Source organism: Parabacteroides sp. AF21-43, assembly GCF_003635435.1.
Taxonomy (GTDB): domain Bacteria; phylum Bacteroidota; class Bacteroidia; order Bacteroidales; family Tannerellaceae; genus Parabacteroides; species Parabacteroides distasonis.
In genome coordinates, this window is sequence record NZ_QTMG01000022.1 from 17,886 (window position 1) to 39,902 (window position 22,017).

Genomic DNA, 22,017 nt, shown 5'->3' on the forward strand with positions numbered 1-22,017 from the left:
ATTCCGGCAATTGGCAAAGATAGGCGTTATTAAACACATACAAAGCGTATTATACACAAAAAATGTTATTGACATTCATAACTTCTCTTTCATCCGTCGCCAATACTCATTGACAGAGCTTTTCACTTCCTTATGTAACAGCAAGATACCAATCAAGTTCGGGAGCGTCATCAAAGCCACGGTGATACCGGATAATGTCCAAACAATAGTAGTATCCGTGAACGAGGCCAAGAAAAATCCGACAATATAGATTACGTGGTAAATACGGACATATTTCGTTCCCCAAAGATAGGTCACCGCCCGATCACCGTAGTAAGACCATGCTATCGTTGTAGAAAACGCAAACAACAACAGGGAAAACGGAATAATAAACTGCCCCCAATCCCCTAAAAAACCTTTCTTAAACGCCTCCGTAGACAAGGGGGCGGAATGAAGCAGCGACTTACCGGTTAAATACACCGCACGCTCTTTATTCATAGGTAATTCGATACGTCCGTCACGTACAGAGAGCGTACCACTAAACAACACCTCCTTCCCTTCCTTGACCCGCACGCTATCCGCAAAGGAACGTGCGTGTAGTAACGTTATATCCGTATTTAGGATCTGTCCGTTCCGGACCTCCAAGGAGCCTGTATAAAAAGGCAGGGGCTTATTCCCTAGTACATGCTCCGACACTGCGGATTTACCGTCCGGGTCCGATTCATGATAAGCACCGGACAAGACTACCGTATCCGCCTGCTGAAACTTATTCTCAAACTTTTTCAGCCAAGTACCGGATGACAATAGAACCAAGCCGGTTATCGAACAAATCACGATCGTATCGATGAACGGCTCCAATAAAGCGACCATACCCTCGGATACCGGCTCTTCCGTCTTGGCTGCCGCATGAGCGATCGGAGCGGAACCTTGCCCCGCCTCATTCGAGAATAATCCACGGTTCACACCTCGGTTAAAAGCCCAGACAACCGTCGCTCCTAAGAAACCACCCGTAGCCGCCGTACCGGAAAAGATATTCGAGAAAACAGAGATAAACGAAGGTAGGATATGCTGGTAATTATAGGCCAATATGCTGAAGGCACCGAGCAGATAGACGACCGCCATAAAAGGTACCAACTTCTCGGTAACCTGCGCTATACGCTTGATTCCCCCGATCACGATCAATCCCAGCAAGACCGATAAAACCGCCCCGGTAATATATTGCTGAATACCGAACGCCGAAAACATGGCGTTCGAGATGCTATTTACCTGTGGCAGACTACCCGTACCGAAAGAGGAGAAAATAGTAGCGACCGCAAAAAGTCCCGCCAACCAACGCATATGCAAACGATGCTTCATATAATACATCGGACCGCCGGAAATCGTACCATCTTCCGTCTGCTCACGATACTTATGGGAAAGGGTGACCTCTACCATCTTGGTAGTCATACCCAAGAACGCCGTCATCAACATCCAAAACAAGGCAGAAGGACCACCTAGATGTATGGCCAGAGCGACACCGGCTATATTACCGGTCCCCACCGTGCCCGAAAGAGCAGTTGCCAACGCTTGGAAATGGGAGGTATCTCCTATGTCTTGCTTATTGTCGTACTTCCCCCGCACGACCTTGATCGCATGCCCGAAAAAGCGCAATTGCGGAAACCGAAGATAGACCGTAAAGAACAATCCGGTTCCCAGTAATAGAAAAACAAACCATTGTGATCCTCCAAAATGAGCGTCAATAAGGGATAGTAAGTTATTCAACTCTTGCATCATCTGCCTACATTTTTAAATAATGATGCCGCAAGTTAAGAATAATAAAACAAAAAGCAACCTTACAAGCTTTTGTTTTTCATTTTAGACTTACAAGATTGCTTTTTCACAATCAAAAAGATACTATCACACAATAAAATTATATTTATCTCCTATATTTTCTGGAGGATAGCGATAAACTCATCATTCGTAATGTCTAGCTCCGGCTCTTTGTAATTGACATAATCCTCAAAATAGTCGCTGGCGATATCGGCTACGATCTCCCCTCCGTCCAAGCCATACGAGGAAACTAGTTTCTCCACCCGGTTACGTATCTGGCGAATCACCTGTAAACGATCCTCATAACGATCTGGCTTCTCCTGATCAGTGACGTGCTCATTCCGGGCGATCAAGTAAACTACCGTATAAAATTTCTCCATGCTCCCGAAAACAGGGACAAACAAGGATTTCTTCTCCTCGGGCAGATCTGCCAAAAACTGTTGTATCTTTGTCATAACTCTTACTCTTTTACCTAATAAAAAAAACAATATACTTTTTGTTCTAAAACAATATACTTTCGTGTGTAAAAGTATATTGTTTCGACAACAAAAGTATATTGTTCTTCTCGAGTCTGTTAAATGATAGAATTCTTCTTCGTAAAGTCCAAAATCTCATCAATATAGCCAAAAGCCAATCCTGTTACCGTATCCGCGCAGCCGTAATAGATAGCGATACGTTTCGTCTCCGGATCATGCAAGGCGGCACAGGGAAAGACTACGTTCGGAACGTCTCCCATGCACTCGTAATCCTTTTGCGGGGATAACAAATAAGGTCCGGAGCGGAATTTCACTTTCCAAGGTTGCTCCAAATCCAAGATAGCGGAACCGAAGCTATACACATACCCGTTGCAAGAACGAAGCACGCCGTGGTAAATCAATAACCAGCCCTCGGAAGTCTCGATAGGGATAGGGCCCGCACCGATCTTCGTACACTGCCAAGCGCTATCCTCGAACGCAGCCGGAGACATCACGTGGCGATGTTTACCCCAGAAACACATATCCGGAGACTCGCTATAGAATATATCGCCGAACGGAGTATGACCGTTGTCGCTCGGACGGCTTAACATGGCGAAGTTTCCGTTAATCTTACGAGGGAACATCACGCCATTACGGTTGAAAGGCAGATAAGCGTTCTCCAGCTGATGGAAGGTCTCGAAATCGAACGTGTAAGCCACGCCAATCGTCGGGCCATGATAACCGTTACACCAAGTCACATAATAACGATCCTCGATAAAACATACACGGGGGTCGTAGGCGTAAACAAACTCGCCGATCTCCTTGTCGTCGCACTCAAACTCGAGTTTTGTCTCGGAGATACTCCAATGAATGGCATCTGCGCTAAAACCTACGTGCAAACGCATCCGGCGATTCGTATCGTCGCAACGGAACACACCGGCATAACCACCTTTGAAAGGGACAACAGCACTGTTGAACACGCTGTTCGATGTCGGAAGGATATCACGAGGAATCACCGGGTTCTTCGAATATCTCCACAATACTTCTTTGCTACCCTCGGGACGATCTTCCCAAGGCATATTAGGCAGCGGAGCGCCTACGATTTTCAAATTATCCATAACTAATCCTATTAAAATATTACTGTACTAACTTATTACCTTTATCGTCATACGTGAACGGTACGAAATAGGCTACCAAGAATGAAGGGATCATCGCCAGCAAGGTCACGATAAAGAAATACTTATAACCTAGCCAGTCGCTCACGAAACCGCTCATCATTCCCGGAAGCATTACGCCAAGGTTCATGATACCTGAAGCGAACGCATAATGCGCCATCTGATGCTTGCCCGGAGCTACCTGTTGCATCATAAACAGCATCAAGCCCACGAAACCGAATCCATAGCCAAAATACTCGAATACGATGGCGGAAGCGATAATGAGACCATTATCAGGCTGGAAACACGCCAAGAACGTGTATACCAAAAACGGTATATTGAAACAACAACAAAGCGTAAACAATACCTTTCGCAATCCCTTGGCCGAGATATAATATCCACCAAGCAAAGAACCCAGCACGAACGCCGCCGCCCCAAACGTACCATAATACAAACCAATTTCTTGCTCCGTTAGTCCTAATCCTTGATCAGCTATCGGAGCTTTCAAGAACAAAGGTACGATCTTTATCACGAAACCCTCGGCAAAACGATACAATATGATGAAACAGATATACCACACGATATACTTCTTCGTGAAGAACTCCTTGAAGACCAGCCATAACTCAGCCATACTTTCCTTCAACGAATGTTCTCTGGTAGCGGCTTTCCCACCCGAAGGCAACATCTTCATATGATAAAAACCAAGCAGGATCATGATCGTACCGCAAAGCAGCATAACGATCATCCAAGCGTATATCACGGCCTCTTTCTCCAATCCTATCCCGGTAAAATATTGCATCATATAACCCGCCAGATAAACCAGACCACCCGTGGCTACGATCTTCGCCAAATTGTAAAACGCACCTTGCCAACCGATATATTTGGCTTGATCCTCCGGCGAGAGCTCTTTCATATAAACGCCATCCGTTGCCACGTCATGCGTAGCCCCGCTAAGCGCTATAATACCTAATAATGCGATAGATAGAGCAAAGAAACTCGGCAAGTTTAACGCCAAGGCCACTAAACCGAATAAGCAACCGGATAACAACTGGGTCAATACGACAAAGAATTTCTTAGTACGATACATTTCCAAAAACGGGCTCCATAAAGGCTTTAAGGTCCAAGGTAACATGATAACCGAGGTCCATAACGCAATCTGGGCATCCGATATATCCAATCCCTTAAACATGAGTACGGTAACCATGTTCAGCACTACAAAAGGCAATCCCATAGCAAAATAGACACTAGGGACCCAAGTCACAGGGTTTCGACGTTTAGTAGCATTCGTGTTTTTCTCTTCCATGCTTTATTTAGAATTTAGGTGTACAAATATAATTAATAATCCGGATATATCTTTAATCGATCGGACAAATAGAGGAGATCATCCCGAAGGTAGCGTTATCATTCAAATCCCAGACCATCTTTCCGGCTCCGTTTATCTCGATCAACTGCGGGTAATGTCCTTTCGCAGCCTCTCCGTCATGGCCTTGCCAGTTACAGATATACAAACCACCGTCCCGTTTAGGGAGCAACTGGGCAACAAAGAAAAGCTGGGCTCCCTCGATATCGTTCGCATTCACCTTGCGAACGATATCTCCGGTCTCGAAATTCAGCTCTATGAAGCAATGGGCATCACCGCAAGCGACCAGATAATTACCGTTATCCAACGCAGCCACGCTAAACGGGTTACCGTCTACTTTCACGCTTTTCAGCAATTGACCGGACGGGGATATTTCCCGGATCTCGGAGGTAGCGAACAAGGGCACTAGATAATTGCCCCGCTTATTCTTGTTTACTTGACGGAATTGTGCATGGGGTTGCTCAATTCGGGTATCGAAATCTGTTTTCGACAGGATCTCTCCTTTTGCGTTCACTTCCATGATCGTAGCCGGGTTTCCACACCACGCCAATAAATAATTACCGTTGGAAAGTACACGGGCTGTCTGCATCTCACACCCTTCCGGAGCGGAGATATTCCAGACCTCCTCATGATCCCGGGTGATTAGCTTTGCCCCTTTCGAATAGGAAAAAAGGATATTCCGATCGGGAGTAACAGCTACGGAATTACATTCCCATCCTTTTTCCAAGGGATGCTCCCATTCAATTTCTTTCGTGTTCTTGTTTACGATGGCGATCTTATCCCAGCCGGAACCGCCTAATAAAAGATGATGCGACGCCTCATGACATGCGGAACATACGAGTAGCAGGCATGCGGATAATATAAAAGTATAGATTTTCATGGTATATAATAATGTACTAATTAGATAATATGCCAATTATAGCAGGATGGACACATGGGATCCACCCTGCAAAAAAAGATCATGTGTGTTGTATTCGCATTGGCATATTGACACATTTAGCGAAACGACACATTGGTTCATTCTTCTTTATTTCGCTAAGTCACGGAACAACTCATATCCCTGATCAGGCGTGATACCTTGATGCACGACCGCATGAACCGCCTGGATCATGGCGACAGGAGAAGTACTCTGGAATACATTACGTCCCATATCCACGCCGGCCGCACCGTCGTTAATCGCATTATAACATAATTCCAACGCCTCCTTCTCCGGTAATTTCTTACCACCGGCGATTACCACGGGAACCGGGCAAGCGGCGGCTACCTTCTCGAAGCCCTCACAATAGTAGGTCTTCACGATATTAGCGCCATTCTCCGCACAGATACGGGAAGCCAGACCGAAATAACGAGCGTCTCGAGCCATTTGCTTACCAACAGCGGTAACACCCATTACCGGGATATTGTAACGGCTAGCCTTATCGACCGCTTTATATAAGTTAGCCACAGTCTTAGCCTCATGCGCCTCGTCGCCGATAGCCAACATAACCGCCATGGCGGAGACGTTCATACGGATAGCGTCCTCTATATCGATCAATACATTATCGTTCAAATCCGTAAGGATAGACGTTCCTGCGTCCGAACGAAGACAAATCGGTTTCGTCGTATTCGCCGGAATCGTAGATTGCAGGATACCACGGGTACACATCAAGCAATCCGCATATTCAATCAAAGGAACGATATTCAAGTCGATACGCTCCAGACCGGAAGTCGGCCCCATGATGAAACCATGGTCAAAAGCAAGCATAACCGCCTTGCCTGTCTTCGGATTGAAGATACGGGATAAACGGTCTTTCATACCCCAAGGTAAGTTCTCGGCTCCCTTCACATGGAAACTCTGGTTCTCACAATTGATGCCTAAACCGAAGTCCGCACCTTCTCTTAAATCATCTAAATCTGCCATATTTATTATTCGTTATATTATTATATTTTATAGAGACGGGGCACGCCCCGTCTCACGCTGTGTATTATTTTATAGCGCCTCAGCAAAAGAAGCGAACATACAGCTCCAAGAAGTAGCCCCGCTATCAGCGAAACCAATCGAACGCTCGCCATAGTTACGGGCACGGCCAAAGTTAGCTTTCATCGGTACCGTAGCCTCCGCTCCCTCAAGCGCCGCTTTAGCGCCAGCATTCAAGACTTCCTTGATATCATCCGACGTACAAGCCTGCATAGCCTCCACCGCCGGGATCAAGGCATCCATCATCGTCTTGTCGCCTCGTTTCGCTTGGGTTTGTTGTTGCACATTCGCCAAGCCACCGGCGAACATAGCTTTCACGCCTGCGGCATCCAACTCGGTTCCCTCTGCATGATCGCTCATACCCAAGAAGAAAGCGCCGAGCAAGGTACTTGTCGATCCGCTCACTTCCATCATCACGTCCATACCCATATCACCAAGCATTTGCTTGAACTCCGTTCCAGACTGAGCGCTTTTATTCACGGCAGTCATAGCGGCAACGATAGCGGTACCATGATCTCCATCCCCGATTACGGCATCCAATTTAGAAAATTCCTCCTCACGTGCCTTGATCTGTTTCAGCGCATTGTCTAACATGGCCTTGAAGGCCTCGATAGTAAGTTGTTTCATGTATATTATTTATTTACCTAGGGTTGTCCAATAAGGTGCGTCCGCACGTTTGTTATTCAAATAATCGATATGGTCCTCATCCAAGATCGCCATGATCATCTGGAATCCAGCTTGCTCCTGTACGGTCAAGATCTCTTGGATACGGCTTACCACCACCTGCAAGCCACGAGCCTCTAATTCCTTATAAGCCTTGCGGAAGATGATATTCAATTCCATATGGGTAGTAGCGCCTACGCCGTTAATGATCAACAACATCTTATCACCGGCTTTTGGCTGTAACTGCTGGCAAAGTAGGTCTACCATCTCCGCTGCCGTATCATCGGCGGATACCAACGGTTTCTGTCCACCACCACCTTCGCCATGCTGGCCCATACCGATCTCCATGATTCCATCGGGAAGATTCGTGATCGTACCTCCGTTCTGGGGATGCGTACAAGAACGCATAGCGACAGCCAAGGTAGCCACGTTCTTATTATAGCGTTCACCTATCTCAATCAACTCGTCTAAAGACTTCCCTTCCTCGGCGGCGGCACCTAATATCTTATACAAAGGAACACAACCGGCCAAGCCACGGCGATCATCTACATTCGCCCCGATACCTGCGCTGATATCATCATGCGTAAGTAATTTCTTCACCTTGATACCCTTACGAGCAGCCAACTGGCAAGCCATATTAGCGCTCATCACGTCGCCGGAATGGTTCAATACGACCAGCAAGATCCCGGCCTCACGATCCATCAATTGCAGTGCCTGAAACAAACGTTGGGCACCCGGAGCGGCGAATACGTCACCCACGACGGAGCAATCCAACATGCCCTCTCCTACGAAACCGCTCAAGGCAGGCTCATGACCGGAACCGCCTAAGGTAACGATCGCTACCTTATCATTGCCTTTCGGGTTAGCACGTACGACGATATTCTCAGCCGCCAACTTTACTTGATTCGGATACGCTAACGCATAACCTTCCAATAACTCAGCCGTAATATTCTCAGGATCATTTATGAATTTTGTCTTGATGTCTGACATGGTATTATCCTCCTTTAGATTTATGAATTTTGATTTACGAATTATTTTAGTTCCATGATCTCGATAGCGATACCTTCTTCCTCGATGAAAGCGATCGTCAAGTGCTCGTCGCAAACAGCCGGGCCGAAGATTACCTTCTTACCTTCCAACTCTTTTTCCAAACAAGGAACCGTATAAGCGATATGGCCATTGGTCTGTACCAACTCCGGTAGGCAGCTGCCTTTCTCGAATTTCAAGAACTCGATCCGGTTCGGACTCTTGCTGTAATCCGTCAACCATACACTCAGGCCTTCGTTATAAACCGCCCCTTCTTTACTTTCTGTAGTGACAATTCCTACGTGATTAAATGTTCTCATGATCTATTCAATTTATAGTTAGACAATTATATTATTAAAATTCGTTCTCTTCCGATAGGATATAAAGCCAGCCCCCAATACTAGGATGATCGACAGATAAAGATAAATAAATATCCCGTTCACGTTGTCATTCTGGCCATAAGAGTGCATGCCACTCAAGAAATAATTCACGCCGAAGAAGGTCATCAACACCGAATAGAAGGCCAAGATAGACGTAAAATTAAACAACCACAGGTTATTGCATTTCGGTATCAAGCGGAGATGCGTCACGATCGCATATATCACCATCGTAATCAACGCCCACGTCTCCTTCGGGTCCCAGCCCCAATAACGTCCCCACGACTCATTCGCCCAGACCGCTCCCAAGAAAGTACCGATCGTCATCAGGGCCAATCCGATCCAAAGTGACATCTCGTTCACGATACTCAATTCTCGTACCCGTTCTTTGAGCATCACGCTGTTCTTCTCCCCGCTTACGCTCATCATCACCAGATTCGTCAAGCCGATCAGACAGCTAATACCGAAGAAACCATAAGCTCCCACGATAACCGCCACATGGAACATCAACCATGGGGATTTCAAGACCGGAACCAGCGGATTGATCTGCGGGTCCATCCAACTCAAGCCGGACACGAACAAGATGATCCCCCCGAATAAAGTAGCCAACGCAAACGTAAGCGTACTCTTGCGTACGAACAACAACCCGGCGAACACCGTAGCCCAAGCCACATAAACCATCGTCTCGTACGAATTGCTCCAAGGGGCGTAACCTGCGATATACCACCGCATTCCCATCCCATACATATGGAAAACGAATACGGCCAAAATGCCCAGACTCAATAACCAAGTCGTATAGGTAACCCATTTTTCCTTCTTGAATAAGGCCACGAAAGCGAAGACCAGCAACAAGCCTCCCAAAATCAAGTACCCTTTCTTACATTGCCGGAATACATCCATTTGATTATATTTAATCTCGGCCTGTATTTTCTCAGGGCGAATGTCTACCGTCTTATTCTTGGCTTGCTGATACGTATGGATCATTCCGATTACCTCGTCCGCTTTCTCCCAATCACCACTCTTCAATCCTTCCTGTACCTCCGATAAATACCAGCCCATAATGTGGGTAACGAACATGGAGTCCTTTCCGGAAAACGCCGATAAATCATCGCCCGGCGCATACCATTTGTGATCCGGGTCGTCCTCTTTCGGGAAAAGGTTTAACATCTGGTAATTGATCAATTGATGGAAGATATTTACCTGCTCATCCAGCTTGATCAAGTCTTTATCGAAGCGGGTACGCTCCGCTGGCATTTTATTGTAGGCCTCTTCCAGCTTCTCTTGCAATTTATAGCGTCCGTTACTATCGAATACCTCTATATAGGCGCAATCCTTATCCGTAAGGTCGTAATAATTAGCCAGCTCATTATTAGACAAGGCGATAAACGGCACCCGGACCCACATATCCGGCATAGCCAAGACACTCAACAAGAACTGATCAGAGTTCAAGGAACCGAACTGATCCGATTTATGCAACTTTCGCAGTACCTCGGAAGAAAATGTATTGATCGGCAACATACGTCCGCTTACCGATTGGATCGGCAACGCACCGAACTTAGCGGCATGTTCCGGACTTATCGCATATTTCTGTATGGCCTCCTTCATCTCGGGAGCGGCCGCACCTTGCGCCCGCAAGCCCCCTACGGAAAGAAGAATCGCTACTAACAGGGTCGTTTTACGAGCGCCCGATCTTAAATCTTTCAACTGTCGGCTTAATTTCATGAAACGGGAGTTTTTACCTACCAAGCAAAGTATAAAGCCGATCACTAAAATCACGTAGCCGGTATACGTAATATTCCTTCCGGCCACATCTCGGTTCACGGAAAGTACCGTTCCTTGCTCATCCGGGTCATAGGAGGCTTGGAAGAAGCGATAGCCTTTCACGTCTAATACATTATTCATATATACCCGGGCATGGCGAGTCTGTCCATCTACATGTACCAGCAACTCACTCTCATAAGCAGAGGGACTGGCAGAGCCGGGATAGCGGGTTAAGGTAAATTTCACGAGTTCTACGCTAAAAGGAAGCGTATGATAGAGAGTCTGGTCCGAGGTACGGATCATGATACGATCGCTAGCCTCTCCCTCACGCAGGTGAAGGATTCCTTCCTCGCCGAAAAGGTGGGAAATAAGGGCACCCAGAAGGATGACAATAAAGGCGGCATGGGTGACCATCAATCCCCATCTACGCCGCTTAAGTAACTGGTGCTTGATAACGATAGCCACGAAATTGGCTACCAATAAGAATTGGAGTAAGAAAAATACAGGAGAATAGTAAATCATCGCTTTAGCGGCGGCAGTACCATGATACTTCTCTATAAAAGTAGCGATAGCCAAGCCAAAGGCGTAGATCAATAGTAGGACGATAGTCGTCACAGAAGAAGAGATAAATCTTTCTAGAGTTTTCATTTGCTCATTTATTAATAACACTGATGCGACAAATGTACGCAGATTAATCATTTTTGAAAGAATCGGCGATTAATTTGCCGCATCCATGTTATCTATCTATAAATAGACCTTGTCTATTAATCCTCAATAATTACCCGGAAGCCTACGTTGAATACACGTTGGTACGGATAATATCCTTTACGGGTATAAGCCGTCGAGAATTTCGGTCGCTCGATATAAGAACCGCCACGAACCACCTTATACTCGGAAACCTCTTTCGATTTCTCGTTGTAAGGATAAGGCAAGTAATCTGAACGAGTCCATTCCGCCACGTTACCGTGCATGCAATACAAACCGAACGGATTCGCTTCATATTGCTTACCACCCACCTGAACCAAATTGCCATCATCCACGCCTTCCTCTTTCGGTAAGTAAGTATAGTACTTGTACCAATAAGAAGTCTTAGGCATCGGTTGCGGGTCTATACCGCTTACGGCAAGCAGAAGCGTGGTTACGTCGGCTAGGTTATCCTTTTTGCCGAAGTCCGCATTCATATCGCCATACCAGAAATCTTGATCGCTGCCGGCACGACAAGCCCATTCCCATTGCGCCTCGGTCGGAAGCGTGATGTTCAAGCCTGTTTTCTCACTCAGCTTCTTACAATAATCCATCGCGTCATTGTAACTTACACGGATTACCGGTTGCTCTGGCTTATTAGCGGGATATCCTTGAACCACGTGATCCTTCCATTGCTGATCCACGAAACGGCTGTCGTGATCCGGGAAAATCACGTTGAATTGCTGATTCGTAACCTCCAACTCACCCATCCAGAAAGCTTTGTCAATCTTCACTTTCGCCGTCGGACGAGTATCGGATTGCCCACGATAGCTACCCATCACGAATTGTCCGGCCGGAATGCGAACAAATGTCATCTTGATACCCGGAGCCAACTCAATCTCCTTACGGGTTTCCTTCTCGTCGGCCAACATAGCCTTGATCCGGTCCGCATCGAATGGCCAACCTTTCACCTTCAACTCTTTTTCCTTGACAGGAGCCAATTTCTCCGGCATCTCCGGTTTGATCTCACCTTTACCCTTCAAGTAAGCGGCATAATCGGAGATCTCTTTCTTCCAATCCACGCCTGCGCCATTCGCATACTTATCCGTCAACTCTTTACGACGCTTGATCTGGTCGAAGCCTTGATACGGGATGATATCCTTCGAAAGCACATTCGCATTGAAATAACCCTTATCCGGAGCGTTGTAATCAATCCAGTTATAAAGGGTTTTCCACTCTTTATCCGTCAGTTGCACGTTAAAGTGCCCTTTCTTCAACATACGAACCAGTTCACTCGTGTTCGGATGATATTCATACGGTTGAAGAACCACCATATCACCCTCGCCACCTTGACGGTGTACATACGGATGCAGATTCAAGTAAGAAGTGCCATAACCTAATTTATCCTTCTTGCCCCCACGCAAGTCGAAAGCCTTGCCCTCACCATTATGGCAAGCGATACAAGCGCGATCCAAGATCGGTTGGATCTCCAGATCGAACGTGAACGAACGGGTCCCCCCTTCCGGCGGAGTCAACGCATGCGGGGCTTTCTGCGAAGCCATCACACGTTTCGGGATAGGAATCTGGTTCTGGTCCTCATGGCAACCGATACAAGATACCACCTCGCCCGGCTGACCGGTCAACCAGCTACGCATCCACTGGATAGCCACTCCGTCTTTGTCTAACGGCTGGATAGAGATCGGCGTATTCGCCGGGATCTTGAAGATAGCGGAGCCATCCTCTTCTACCGGAACCGTACCCAACATACGCTTGATGTCCCAACCGGACTGGATTCCATGCCAGTTATGATCGGAGGTAGTCTTCACGTAAGCATACTCATAAGCGTGCAGACGAAGAGACTTAACCGTACCCCGGGGAATGCCTCTCAAACCCTCTCCCTCGTAAATATCCTGAATAAAGACCGTAGCCTCTTTGTCATTCAATTTCACACGGTCCGGAATAGCCGGAGGAGTCTGTGTCTTACGTACGGCAACCGGACTGATATAGCCCTCACCCTCTACCTTACGCAAACAAGTCACGTTATCGAATACGTCCACCAAATAGATACCCCATAAATCCTGTGGATCTAATTTAGCGGCCACCAAGAAATATTTATCATTCAGCGGAGTCGGTTTGATAAACTGCGGCCATACGCCATTTACCAACTCATCCTTAATCTCCTCCACGATCGGCCGGTTACGATACGGGATCTCCTGTACCATACCAGCGGCGCCTTTACGGGCTTTCGCCGGATCGAACACGATCAAACGACCGGAACGGGCAATACCATGGTGACCGGAGATAATTCCCACGAAAGCGGAACCGTGGCCCGGCAACGGCTGAATATCGAACGTACTGTTCGGGAACATCGATCCGCTACCATACAGCGCTTTCTGCTCCGTACCATCCGGATTCATGTTCATCACGATACGGGAATAATAGTGCGTTAAGTCCGTGTACTCCCAACGAGTGTACATCACACGACCGTTATTCATCACTACCGGGTTCCAGTTTGCGTCTTGATCGAAAGTCAGACGGCGCAAGCTCTTCGTGTCCGGCGTATAAAGTACCATATTACCGACAGGGTCATCACCGCTTACACAAGGCACGCCTTGATAACCGATATTCGAGTTGGCGATGATACGTCCGTCTGGCAGGTAGGTTCCGTCGTAGAACTCCAGATCCGGCTCCTCATTATGAATCAATTGCTTGAAACCGGTACCATCCAATTTCACCTCGAATACGTTCCAACGCTTATCGGGCATCGTCTGGGTAAACATAGCACGATCGCCATCCCAATGCATCCGCAAGTCGGCGACAGAGGAACCGTTTTCCGGTTTATAGATCGACCGTACCTGTACATCCTCCCCGCGTAAATTACTCAACTCCACGATATCGGCGTCGAAGCCCATACGGCGGGCGGACTCTTGGTTACTCCAGTTATTACCCTGCGTACCCAAATCCGGAGCCATTGCCTTATGAGCGTTTACACCTAATTTAAAGCGGGCAGCCAAGACTTTATCACCATCCAAGAACGGGTTCGCCAGCAAGATCGTACGTTTATTCGCGATCGCTTTCTCGGCATTAACCAAAGCGGCCTCATCACCATTATAAATGCCATCGAAACCTTTCTTTACCTGCTGTTCCAACTCATCCAGAACCGGTTGATATTTAGTGGCGTCGAAGCCTTTCAACTTTTTCATATCGTTGAAAGCCAAACGAATCGCCTCCATATTCAACCAACTCAAGTCGCTCTGCAAATTACAGATACGTTGAGTTTTCTCATAAAGTTTCAAATACTCACGGATCTGAGTATCAATATCTTTTTCCGTCTCGATCTGCTTAACAGCGTTCTTTACATACGCAGCGTCTTTCAGACGAGAAGCCAAATTCAAGACAATATCACGCTCGGCGGAAGCGTCACTAGCGGTCAACCAGTTCTCCAACCCATCGATATTAGCGTTTAAGGCCCCCAATTCCTTCGGATAAGCGGCTAGCAAACGTGCGGCCTCCTCCTTCGGGAAAACATTCATGATACGGAAGAATACACTACCTACCGTCGACTGATCGGCCAAACCCACCTCAGCCTCGAAGCGTACATATTCCTTATTGATATTGTACACCATCACGCCATTGGCATGGCATAATACACTATGATCGTATTTCTTACCGCCGATCAACAAAGGATTCCCGTATAAATCCGTATTCTTGCGGATACTGCCCGAGCCAGAAACCCAATAATCAGGATCTAACTCATCCAACCAAACCGAACTACCGTCCGCCTTGATTAAACGGGCGTTCGCCCATGTACCCCAATCCCAATCCGTACCATCCGGTCCGGCAGCCGTAACAAGCACCAACTGATCCAGCCCCGTCAAATCGGCGGACATCGGGACAGCCTTCTGCTTCGCCTTGATCCAAGCCGACATGATCGGCATGTTCGCCTTCACCAAAGAGGCACGAAGCTCAGACTTTTGTTTTACTGAGGCGTCAATCCAGTTATCCACCTTCTTTTGCTTCGGACCTGCCGAAACAAGAAGAGAGGTCGACAACAAGAGTGATACCATTATATAGTATTTATTCATGTATTAAATTTAAATTTAGAAGGTTGTTTATTGAAACCCTAAGGATCACGATCGGCAACCCTTAGAATTACGAAGCATAACCCTAGAGGTTTTTATAAAGCGGCCTTCTGGTTCGTGAAACGTAAGCCAGCGTTGTCGTGATAGCATGCCCACTCATCTACGATAGCGCCTTCCGGACCTGCCATCATAAAGTGGAATGTCTCCAATTTCTTCAGACGTAATACGTCGCCGACCTTCTGAACCACGAAATTCTTGCTCTTGATCGGTCCGTGTCCAGCAGGGATAGCCGGGGCGTTCGGAGTCTCGTCACCTACCTCAGAGAAGTTGTATACCCAACCCTTCTCTACCATCCAAGACTCATGTTTAGCAGGGAAGTCAGTCTTTACGTGAGCGTGTTCCGGAATCATCTGGCCCGGCAACAAATAGATAGCGTGAGCGAAATACTTATACTCCGGATCGTTGATCCAGAAAATACCACCCATACCTACATTCTCGAAATCACCCAAACCAAAGTCTGTCACCCACATATCTTTCGCCATCAACTCCGTGAAAGGAACATCGTAGAAAGCAAACATATCTTTCATCGCTTCCATAGCGACATCTTGTTGAAACTTGCCGTCTTTATAAAAATCGGCGTTCGTGTACTTCTTTGAATAAGCCATTGTTCTATTTTTTTGATTGTTAGTATTACATGCGTTCGTGCATTCTTTGCGGCAAGTTCCTTCCGGACAATTACCCTCCCCGTTAGCGGCGCAACAAGTAGCGTCTGTTGTTGTCTTTCCCGTACATGCGACCATAGATGCCAACGCCAATCCCATAGCCGCCATTTTCATGTTCAAACCTTTTCTCATTTGTTTTTGTGTATATTTGTTAGTACTATCTGTTTCAACGTATCGCTATTCCCTCGATCTCGATCAATAACTCATCCCGGCAAACGTCGGCCCACATATAAGAGATCGGGATATTTAATCCGTAGGTATTCATCAAACGCTCAGCCTCCTCGTAGTCGGATTTATTCTTCAAGTAGACTCGTAACTTAACCAATTTAGCGTCAGCGATCAGTTCCGCTATATTTTCCATCGTGATCCGTAATTGACGTTCCAGCCCTACTCCCTTCAAGCTCTCCTCACCACGGATAGCGGCTGTACCGGAGATATAAATCAATTTACGATCCTGAAAAGACATACTCTTGGCACGCTCGAACTTAGGAGTCGTCTTCTTTTGTCGGGCAACTTCCAGTACTTGTTCCGAATACGCATGGGCAGCCACCTGCAACTTATTATCGATCGGCGTAGCGAAAGCATCCGGCGTAGTAAACACGGCGGCATCCACATCGATCAAGATACCTCCCAGATTCGCCCCGATACCCGTAGCGGCAGGATAACCATTCGTCCATTCCGTTTTACTATAAAAATCAGACCGGGCGTTATTAAACGCTTGATAATGCTGATCCTGACCGTCGAAAGCTGTTATACGCTCGATATAATTCCACTGACGGATAATGCTATTCAACGGAAAACCCTCCCGACGAAGCACATCCCCCAATAACCGGAAAGCTTCCACCGACTGAGGCTCTATACCAAAATGGAGTACATCCCCTTGAAAACCGCCGGCAAAAAGGAAACGTCCCGAGGCATTCTCCAACAAGACATAAGGAACACCTTGATAATGACGGAAAGTAATCCGATCCTGCGCATCGGGCACATAGCTATGTACCTCCATCAGCAAAGGAGCGTTCAGCGGCGGTTGGGAGACATAGCTCAAAGCCGGTTCGCAATCCCCATAATACCGACGGATTTTCTCCCGCAGCAAAACCCGGCGTGCCACGTATTCCTCATTCGTACCCGGAGTACCGAAAAAGGCCAGTCTCATGATCACCTCGTTTTGAGGTAATTGAGACAATAGATCGTCCACCATAACCGCGAACTCAGCCGGCTCAGTGTTTAATATCGTATAATGTATTTTCTCACAATAATTCATATCCTTTTATTTTACAGGGAGTTTACATATTCCGTTAATGCCTCGACATCTTTCTTGGAGACCTTTTTATCGATACCATGCTTATGGACCTCGAACACCTCTTCCATGGTAGCCGCACGCCCATCAAACAGATAAGGAGCCGTACGCCAAACCTCAATCAAAGTAGGAGTGTCCCACCCTTTCTCAAATTCGATATCCTCGCCGATACGGTGCATCTTCATATCCGTATAATAAGGACCGCTATGACACTCGCCACATTTCAGTTTCTCAAACACCTTTCTTCCCTCTTTCGCCTTATCCGATAATTCCCCATTTACTAAATACGGACTAGGCACCGGACGCAAGGATTTCATATAAGCGTCCACACATTTCGCCATTTCCTCTTCTGGCTCAAAAAACTGGATGAACTTAAAACCGGCACGTACCGCATATTCCGCACTCTCACGAACACCCGAGATCATGCTTGGGGGAGTCACATGCGAATACAACATGCTCTTACAATTCTTCGAGTTACCAACTCCATCATTCATCAAGTCCCAGTTCATCCCGTCCGTACGGGCATCCCCCGGATGGCAACCATTACAACTCTGCCAGCCTTGATAACAATGATTCGCATCGTTAAAATATTTCTCGCCCTTGTTCTCCGGCGTTTCCGTACGACCCGGATTCATGTCGGTAGCCGTTACCTCCAATGTATTTATATCGACGGTATTCAAGATATCGGCGAAATAAGTAGGGATTATCAACTTATCTCCCGAAAATATAAAATTTCGGGGACCGTTTCCTTGTAAGGGAACTCGCTCACGAAGTCCATACAAGAAATTCAAGTCGTAATCCAGACGGCTCTTATCCTTATAAGACTCAAACTTCGCCAACATCGCCGGATGATCGATCAAGCTTACCTCATGCGTACCGCTATGCGTGATAAAGATATGCTTGTCATCGCAAGCGATACTCCAGATACCGGCAGCGCCACGATCCGGCTCGTCCACCAATACCGCCCCAACGAATTCCTGCTTCGCCACATCGATCACGCTAAAAGCACTCGTGTTCATCCAACCTTGTTGAAGCTGGGAAGTAGGCACCGTGAATCGTCCCAAGTTATGAGACACGTATATATATTTCCCGTCCGGCGTGATGCACATCCCTCGTAAGGCATTGCTACCATTCGCCAATTGGATATCTTTCACTTTCGTAAACCCATCCATCTCGATTACCGATACGCAAGCGGCCACCACATCCACGTCCGCCCGTTGTGCGGGCAGGAAATTCGTAACAAACATATACTTGCCATCCTTGCTGAATACCGCCGATTTAGGCTCACGCAACACTTTCACGCTCCGGACTACCTTACGCATCACCGGATCTACCTCGACCACCGAATTATCGAACTGATTACATACATATATATGTTTCTTATCCGGCCCGAACATCGGATGGCAGGCTCCCGATCCCGTCGGTATGGCCGCTTCCACCCTACCCGATTCCAAGGAAAGAACTTGTAGGCGGCCGGTGTTCTCGAAGGTCGTCACATACACCTTATCCCCATCCGGAAGCAATCCGGTCGGGATCTCATCAAACGGAAACGAATGAAGCAAGCTCTTACCGTCCGCTGAAAAGATATCCAGATGTCTCGTTCCTTTCTGTGTCATTAATAGCTCCCCCTTTGCGTTCAATACGGCATCCGTAGTAAAGAAAGGTGGGTTGCCGGCTGAAGCGAGAGAAACGCAACAGCCGACAAGACAAGCCACCAATGAGTTTTTTATCAAGTATTTTCGTGTGTTCATGGTATATTTTGTATTCCTTATTTTCTAAATCCTAGTTCGTTCGAGATTACCCCGGCAACCTCCTTGATCGCCTTCACCGTATTTTTCACCACCTCTTTCGATAAGCGGTCTTTCGGGCCGGAGATCCAAATCGCTCCACAAGGATATCCCGTATAATTAAAGATCGGGGCGCCTACACAGATCACGCCGCTCAGCTCCTCCTCATTATCCATGGCATACCCCAGTTTGCCAACCCTTTCTAATTCCTCCAGATAGGCCTCACGAGAAGTGATCGTCCGGGAATTATACCGTGTAAACGTCATGTAGGACAGGTAACGATCTCGCACCGTCTTCGGCAAATAAGCCATAATCGCCTTTCCCGGAGCCGAACAATGCAACTCAAACGGCTTTCCCGGCGACAGGACGAAGCGGAACGTATGATGTCCTTGCGCTTGTTCGATAAAAATCCCTTTCTCATCTCCCAAGACACCAAAGCAAGCGGTCTCTTTCACTTGATCACGTAAATCACGCAAATGTGGCAAGACGGTCTCTAAAAGATTGTGTTCATTCAAGGATCTGAAACCAAGAGTCAATAATTTTCGGGAAAGTTTATAGCGTTTCGTGTCTTCACTAAAATTAAGATATTCCAGCCGCACCAATGTATTCAAAATACGGTAAGCCGTGGTCTGCGATATATCGAGCGCCGACTTAATATCTTGCAATGTTTCCCCCGCCGACCGCAAGGAAAGGTACTCAAGAACCGCAATGCCCTTCTCTAAATTAGGCACTTTATAGTTCTCATCCACTTTTTCCATATTTGGTAGCGTGTTTTCCATATTTGAAATTGCGTTTCAGATTTGAATCAAATATAGCAGTGATGAATTTAAACAAGATACGAAATATGTAAAAAGGTGTTAAGTATGTTGCAGAGCATAAATATCATAGAACAAAAAAGCCGGAATCTCTTCCGGCCTTCTTTAAACGCAATGAATCTACTATTTTTATTTCTTGCAATCGCAAGTTGAGTAGGCTACTAACATCCAAACCAACTTCTCCTGTTCTTTCAGATAATCGCTCATCAAAGCGACCGTAGCCTCATCGCCTGCCTCAGATGCCAAGGAAAGAAGTTTACGCTCCTCACCGATCAGATGACCGTATGTATCAAGAATATTCTTTAACGCCTCATCACCGCAAGATACGCCTGATACCTCTTTTACACGGGCTACTTTCAGGTACTCGCTGAACTTGTTCTCCGGCTCGCCTCCCAACATCAGGATACGTTCCGCCAACTCGTCAACCTTCTCGGCAGCGTTGTTGTACATATCCTCGAATTTACCATGAAGAACGAAGAAACCGTGTCCCTTAATATTCCAGTGGAAACCACGAAGGTTCGTATAGAATACTTGGTAGTCCGCCAATAATTGTTTCAAGCTTGCTACTACGTTACTTACCGCTGATGCGTCTAAATGAAGATAATCTAATGTTTTCATACTGCTATTTTTTAATTGTTATACTTTTCGTTTTTCTTATATTGCAAAGATATGGCAAATATAAACAACTGTCAAACAGATAATTCCTATACATATATAGATAGAATCTATATTTAAACGATCAGCAGGAAGACTTGCGATAGAACTTGGGTTTCTATTTACCCAATTTAAACTTATATCCTGCGGTAAGAGCCAAAGTATGGTAATTCGCCTCGATCGATCCTCCCTTATACTCTTTACCTAACGATACATCATAGCCAAAATTGATAAAGCATTGTTTTATTTCCACACCTACAGTGGCACTTATACCCCAATCAAAAGCACGAAGCCCTTCACAGGGATCATGGGTATAAAACTTAGCGGATTCTTCCGAAGCGACAGACCATCCCCCGAACATTCCTTTATCCAATACGCTTACGGCTATATAAGGGCCTACTCCAACATTTAAACGAATATCCTCAGCTAATTTGAATGAGAAATTAGCCATAATCGGTAATTGCAAGAAATTTCGTGTCACCTTATTTGAGTAATCATACGCATATCCATACGGATCATAAGTAGGTCCCGGCACTGCCCACCAATAACACCCATATCCATATCCGGGAAATTTGTCATTACTATATCCCCTTTGCGTATAATACAAACCTGACTTCAGAGAGAGAAATTCCGGCTTCAACTGATATTCCACTCCTACCCCAATCTTCCAACTCGGTTTCCAATCAACCATTGGACCCGCCTTCATCACTGTCATACCCGCTTCCGGAACTACCGACCACTGGGCTTGTACCGATATTACACCCAACATTAACACCATCGCAAATAATACAACTCTTTTCATATACTTTTTATTTTGATAAAATAATCGAACGACATATATGAATAAGACATGAAACAATAAAAAACCCCTATTGGCACCAACAGAAAAAGGCCGGAATCACTTCCGACCTTCTCCAAACGCAATGAATCACCTTTTTTACTTCTTGCAATCGCAAGTTGAATATGCTACTAACATCCAAACCAACTTCTCTTGTTCTTTCAGATAATCGCTCATCAAAGCGACCGTAGCCTCATCTCCCGCCCCGGATGCCAAGGAAAGAAGTTTACGTTCCTCATCGATCAAATGACCATACGTATCAAGAATATTCTTTAACGCCTCGTCACCACAGGATACGCCTGATACCTCTTTTACACGGGCTACTTTCAGGTACTCGCTGAACTTGTTCTCCGGCTCGCCTCCCAACATCAGGATACGTTCCGCCAACTCGTCAACCTTCTCGGCAGCGTTGTTGTACATATCCTCGAATTTACCATGAAGAACGAAGAAACCGTGTCCCTTAATATTCCAGTGGAAACCACGAAGGTTCGTATAGAATACTTGGTAGTCCGCCAATAATTGTTTCAAGCTTGCTACTACGTTACTTACCGCTGATGCGTCTAAGTGGATATAATCTAATGTTCTCATAATTGCTAC

General features: G+C 46.4%; 18 protein-coding genes. All 18 read right to left on the bottom strand.

Annotation, left to right across the window (positions count from 1 at the left end; all coding sequences use genetic code 11):
• Nucleotides 1-75 precede the first annotated feature (75 nt).
• The 18 genes from DWX84_RS14820 to DWX84_RS14905 all read right to left on the bottom strand — a co-directional run bounded on the left by DWX84_RS14820 (nucleotide 76) and on the right by DWX84_RS14905 (nucleotide 22,008).
• Nucleotides 76-1,752: a sodium:alanine symporter family protein gene (locus DWX84_RS14820; RefSeq protein ID WP_197735326.1), complete on the bottom strand. Its 1,677-nt coding sequence runs from the start codon at nucleotides 1,750-1,752 to the stop codon at nucleotides 76-78.
• Nucleotides 1,753-1,901: 149 nt separating this feature from the next.
• The gene (locus DWX84_RS14825) at nucleotides 1,902-2,243 is read right to left on the bottom strand and encodes a hypothetical protein (RefSeq protein WP_005863025.1); all 342 of its coding nucleotides are present in this window, start codon (nucleotides 2,241-2,243) and stop codon (nucleotides 1,902-1,904) included.
• Between the two features lie 119 nt (nucleotides 2,244-2,362).
• Nucleotides 2,363-3,361: a glycoside hydrolase family 130 protein gene (locus DWX84_RS14830; protein ID WP_048928218.1), complete on the bottom strand. Its 999-nt coding sequence runs from the start codon at nucleotides 3,359-3,361 to the stop codon at nucleotides 2,363-2,365.
• A 19-nt stretch (nucleotides 3,362-3,380) separates the two neighbouring features.
• Complete coding sequence (locus DWX84_RS14835) at nucleotides 3,381-4,700, bottom strand: MFS transporter (protein ID WP_005863027.1); 1,320 nt, start codon at nucleotides 4,698-4,700, stop codon at nucleotides 3,381-3,383.
• Between the two features lie 52 nt (nucleotides 4,701-4,752).
• The gene (locus tag DWX84_RS14840; RefSeq protein ID WP_008772435.1) at nucleotides 4,753-5,637 is read right to left on the bottom strand and encodes a hypothetical protein; all 885 of its coding nucleotides are present in this window, start codon (nucleotides 5,635-5,637) and stop codon (nucleotides 4,753-4,755) included.
• A 147-nt stretch (nucleotides 5,638-5,784) separates the two neighbouring features.
• The gene (gene lsrF, locus DWX84_RS14845) at nucleotides 5,785-6,657 is read right to left on the bottom strand and encodes a 3-hydroxy-5-phosphonooxypentane-2,4-dione thiolase (RefSeq protein ID WP_005863031.1); all 873 of its coding nucleotides are present in this window, start codon (nucleotides 6,655-6,657) and stop codon (nucleotides 5,785-5,787) included.
• 69 nt (nucleotides 6,658-6,726) lie between these two features.
• Entirely contained in the window at nucleotides 6,727-7,341 is a 615-nt protein-coding gene (locus tag DWX84_RS14850) for a DAK2 domain-containing protein (RefSeq protein WP_005863034.1), read from the bottom strand.
• 9 nt (nucleotides 7,342-7,350) lie between these two features.
• The gene (locus tag DWX84_RS14855; protein ID WP_008772438.1) at nucleotides 7,351-8,367 is read right to left on the bottom strand and encodes a dihydroxyacetone kinase subunit DhaK; all 1,017 of its coding nucleotides are present in this window, start codon (nucleotides 8,365-8,367) and stop codon (nucleotides 7,351-7,353) included.
• A 41-nt stretch (nucleotides 8,368-8,408) separates the two neighbouring features.
• On the bottom strand, nucleotides 8,409-8,723 hold the full coding sequence (locus tag DWX84_RS14860; RefSeq protein ID WP_005857750.1) for a hypothetical protein: 315 nt from the start codon (nucleotides 8,721-8,723) through the stop codon (nucleotides 8,409-8,411).
• Between the two features lie 18 nt (nucleotides 8,724-8,741).
• Nucleotides 8,742-11,189 (bottom strand): cytochrome c biogenesis protein CcsA, encoded by a 2,448-nt coding sequence (ccsA, locus tag DWX84_RS14865; RefSeq protein WP_048928217.1) that lies wholly within the window; start codon nucleotides 11,187-11,189, stop codon nucleotides 8,742-8,744.
• 116 nt (nucleotides 11,190-11,305) lie between these two features.
• Nucleotides 11,306-15,292 (bottom strand): SUMF1/EgtB/PvdO family nonheme iron enzyme, encoded by a 3,987-nt coding sequence (locus DWX84_RS14870; RefSeq protein ID WP_232432061.1) that lies wholly within the window; start codon nucleotides 15,290-15,292, stop codon nucleotides 11,306-11,308.
• A 110-nt stretch (nucleotides 15,293-15,402) separates the two neighbouring features.
• Complete coding sequence (locus DWX84_RS14875) at nucleotides 15,403-16,161, bottom strand: hypothetical protein (protein ID WP_005863044.1); 759 nt, start codon at nucleotides 16,159-16,161, stop codon at nucleotides 15,403-15,405.
• A 34-nt stretch (nucleotides 16,162-16,195) separates the two neighbouring features.
• Nucleotides 16,196-17,290: a hypothetical protein gene (locus DWX84_RS14880; RefSeq protein WP_005863046.1), complete on the bottom strand. Its 1,095-nt coding sequence runs from the start codon at nucleotides 17,288-17,290 to the stop codon at nucleotides 16,196-16,198.
• A gap of 11 nt (nucleotides 17,291-17,301) precedes the next feature.
• Nucleotides 17,302-19,077: a YncE family protein gene (locus DWX84_RS14885; RefSeq protein ID WP_005863048.1), complete on the bottom strand. Its 1,776-nt coding sequence runs from the start codon at nucleotides 19,075-19,077 to the stop codon at nucleotides 17,302-17,304.
• Between the two features lie 17 nt (nucleotides 19,078-19,094).
• Nucleotides 19,095-19,892, bottom strand: coding sequence for an IclR family transcriptional regulator (locus tag DWX84_RS14890; RefSeq protein WP_005863050.1), 798 nt, complete (start codon nucleotides 19,890-19,892; stop codon nucleotides 19,095-19,097).
• Nucleotides 19,893-20,057: 165 nt separating this feature from the next.
• A complete protein-coding gene (locus DWX84_RS14895; protein ID WP_008772444.1) occupies nucleotides 20,058-20,546 on the bottom strand; it encodes a Dps family protein in 489 nt (162 codons plus the stop codon).
• Nucleotides 20,547-20,700: 154 nt separating this feature from the next.
• Nucleotides 20,701-21,384 carry an outer membrane beta-barrel protein gene (locus tag DWX84_RS14900; protein WP_034531327.1) on the bottom strand — a complete coding sequence of 228 codons (684 nt, stop codon included), beginning with the start codon at nucleotides 21,382-21,384 and terminating at the stop codon, nucleotides 20,701-20,703.
• A 135-nt stretch (nucleotides 21,385-21,519) separates the two neighbouring features.
• A complete protein-coding gene (locus tag DWX84_RS14905; protein WP_005863058.1) occupies nucleotides 21,520-22,008 on the bottom strand; it encodes a Dps family protein in 489 nt (162 codons plus the stop codon).
• Between the last annotated feature and the right edge of the window lie 9 nt (nucleotides 22,009-22,017).

Excerpts from the sequence above, each read along its gene's own strand:
- DWX84_RS14890 (WP_005863050.1), bottom strand. The coding sequence starts at position 19,892 with ATGGAAAACACGCTACCAAATATGGAAAAAGTGGATGAGAACTATAAA.
- DWX84_RS14830 (WP_048928218.1), bottom strand. The coding sequence starts at position 3,361 with ATGGATAATTTGAAAATCGTAGGCGCTCCGCTGCCTAATATGCCTTGG.
- DWX84_RS14850 (WP_005863034.1), bottom strand. The coding sequence starts at position 7,341 with ATGAAACAACTTACTATCGAGGCCTTCAAGGCCATGTTAGACAATGCG.
- DWX84_RS14825 (WP_005863025.1), bottom strand. The coding sequence starts at position 2,243 with ATGACAAAGATACAACAGTTTTTGGCAGATCTGCCCGAGGAGAAGAAA.
- ccsA (WP_048928217.1), bottom strand. The coding sequence starts at position 11,189 with ATGAAAACTCTAGAAAGATTTATCTCTTCTTCTGTGACGACTATCGTC.
- DWX84_RS14900 (WP_034531327.1), bottom strand. The coding sequence starts at position 21,384 with ATGAAAAGAGTTGTATTATTTGCGATGGTGTTAATGTTGGGTGTAATA.
- DWX84_RS14875 (WP_005863044.1), bottom strand. The coding sequence starts at position 16,161 with ATGAGAAAAGGTTTGAACATGAAAATGGCGGCTATGGGATTGGCGTTG.
- DWX84_RS14860 (WP_005857750.1), bottom strand. The coding sequence starts at position 8,723 with ATGAGAACATTTAATCACGTAGGAATTGTCACTACAGAAAGTAAAGAA.
- lsrF (WP_005863031.1), bottom strand. The coding sequence starts at position 6,657 with ATGGCAGATTTAGATGATTTAAGAGAAGGTGCGGACTTCGGTTTAGGC.
- DWX84_RS14905 (WP_005863058.1), bottom strand. The coding sequence starts at position 22,008 with ATGAGAACATTAGATTATATCCACTTAGACGCATCAGCGGTAAGTAAC.
- DWX84_RS14840 (WP_008772435.1), bottom strand. The coding sequence starts at position 5,637 with ATGAAAATCTATACTTTTATATTATCCGCATGCCTGCTACTCGTATGT.
- DWX84_RS14870 (WP_232432061.1), bottom strand. The coding sequence starts at position 15,292 with ATGGTATCACTCTTGTTGTCGACCTCTCTTCTTGTTTCGGCAGGTCCG.
- DWX84_RS14855 (WP_008772438.1), bottom strand. The coding sequence starts at position 8,367 with ATGTCAGACATCAAGACAAAATTCATAAATGATCCTGAGAATATTACG.
- DWX84_RS14885 (WP_005863048.1), bottom strand. The coding sequence starts at position 19,077 with ATGAACACACGAAAATACTTGATAAAAAACTCATTGGTGGCTTGTCTT.
- DWX84_RS14895 (WP_008772444.1), bottom strand. The coding sequence starts at position 20,546 with ATGAAAACATTAGATTATCTTCATTTAGACGCATCAGCGGTAAGTAAC.
- DWX84_RS14880 (WP_005863046.1), bottom strand. The coding sequence starts at position 17,290 with ATGAATTATTGTGAGAAAATACATTATACGATATTAAACACTGAGCCG.
- DWX84_RS14835 (WP_005863027.1), bottom strand. The coding sequence starts at position 4,700 with ATGGAAGAGAAAAACACGAATGCTACTAAACGTCGAAACCCTGTGACT.
- DWX84_RS14820 (WP_197735326.1), bottom strand. The coding sequence starts at position 1,752 with ATGATGCAAGAGTTGAATAACTTACTATCCCTTATTGACGCTCATTTT.